This is a genomic window from Stutzerimonas kunmingensis (assembly GCF_014764705.1).
GTDB lineage: Bacteria > Pseudomonadota > Gammaproteobacteria > Pseudomonadales > Pseudomonadaceae > Stutzerimonas.
Map to the genome: position 1 here is coordinate 1 of NZ_JACXXG010000083.1, position 1,409 is coordinate 1,409.

General features: G+C 61.7%; 1 protein-coding gene. It reads left to right on the forward strand.

The genetic code is table 11. The features are described from left to right. The first annotated feature begins 148 nt into the window (after nucleotides 1-148). Nucleotides 149-1,399, forward strand: a complete 1,251-nt coding sequence (locus IEG05_RS23000; protein WP_052151325.1) for a tyrosine-type recombinase/integrase — start codon at nucleotides 149-151, stop codon at nucleotides 1,397-1,399. Nucleotides 1,400-1,409: the final 10 nt, after the last annotated feature.

Sequence of the window (1,409 nt, forward strand, 5' to 3'; positions counted from 1 at the left end):
CATATCTTGTGTGGCCTTGCGATTTATGTGGCCTTCAGTCCGCGGCACGGCCTCGGCTGCGGGGTGGCGCGATCTGTAGGCCACAGAAGCATCAAGGCAACCGAGAGCAACATGAGTCTTCCGTCCATTGCTGAAGGAGGGTCCACTCATGTTCGATCGGCTATTCAAGCGCGAAGCCGCGATCGCGCGTCACACCACATCACCGCTCTTTCCCGAGCGACTTCGCTATTTGGAGCATCTGCAAGGCCTTGGGGCCGCGCGTAAGACCTTGGTCAAATGCGCCGACTACTTGCTGTGCGTCGGTGCGAGCTTTCGCTGGCGGTTTCCGGGCGCAGTTTCACTGAAGGATATAGACGCAGCGGCGGATCGGTGGATGGCTTGCCGATCTGACAGCCGACGTAGGACAGACGGCCAGGCCGCCAGAACTGCATTCGTGTCGACGGCAAGGAATTGGCTTCACTTCCTCGGCTTACTGCAGCCGTACTCCGTCCAACAACCGGGTGCGCGGCAGCTCGAGGCGTATGCGCGTTTCATGCGCGAGGAACGCAATTTATCACCGGTGACGATCCGTACTCGCTGCGGTCGAGCCGCGGAGTTTCTTCGGATGGTCGCAGCGCTAGGGCGCGATCCCAGTAGGCTCGATTGGGAAGCCGTCGATCAGGCCCTTGCCCTGAAGGGACGCCGTGATGGTCTGACGCGATCCTCGATGCAGACCTATGCCTACAACCTGCGAGCTTTCCTTCGTTTCTTGGAGGAGCACGAACAGTGCCGACCAGGATTGGCGGCGGCCATTCGGCCCGGCCGGATCTATCAAGGTGAAACGCTGCCGGCCAGCCCTTCCTGGGAAGCGGTCTGTCAACTGCTGGACGGGATGCAGGATGAACGATCCGGCGCGATCCGCGATCGCGCCATCGTTTTGCTGTTCGCACAGTATGGTCTGCGGGCAGCCGAGGTGCGAAGACTGTGCCTGGATGATCTCGATTGGGAGCAGGCCATCATTCGGGTACATCGCTCCAAGCAGAGCCCGCGCGTTGAGTGTTATCCGTTGACTGGTGCTGCAGCCGACGCTCTTGCCAAGTATCTCCAACTGGTGCGGCCAAAGACACCACTGCGCGAGGTGTTCCTGCAGTTGCGTGCGCCGTATCAGCCCGTCAGCGGCAGCGCCCTCTGGCAGGTCGTGAGCCGGCGGCTGCGGCCGATGAACCTGGCCATCAAGCACCACGGCCCGCATGCCCTGCGGCACGCCTGTGCGACCCGCCTGCTTTCCCGCGGACTGAGCATGAAGGAAATCGGAGACTTTCTCGGTCACAGCCACCCCGCAACCACTGCGCTCTACGCCAAGGTCGACATCGTCGGTCTGCGCCGAGTGGCCGACGTCGATCTCGGGAGGTTCCTGTGAAGCTCCTACA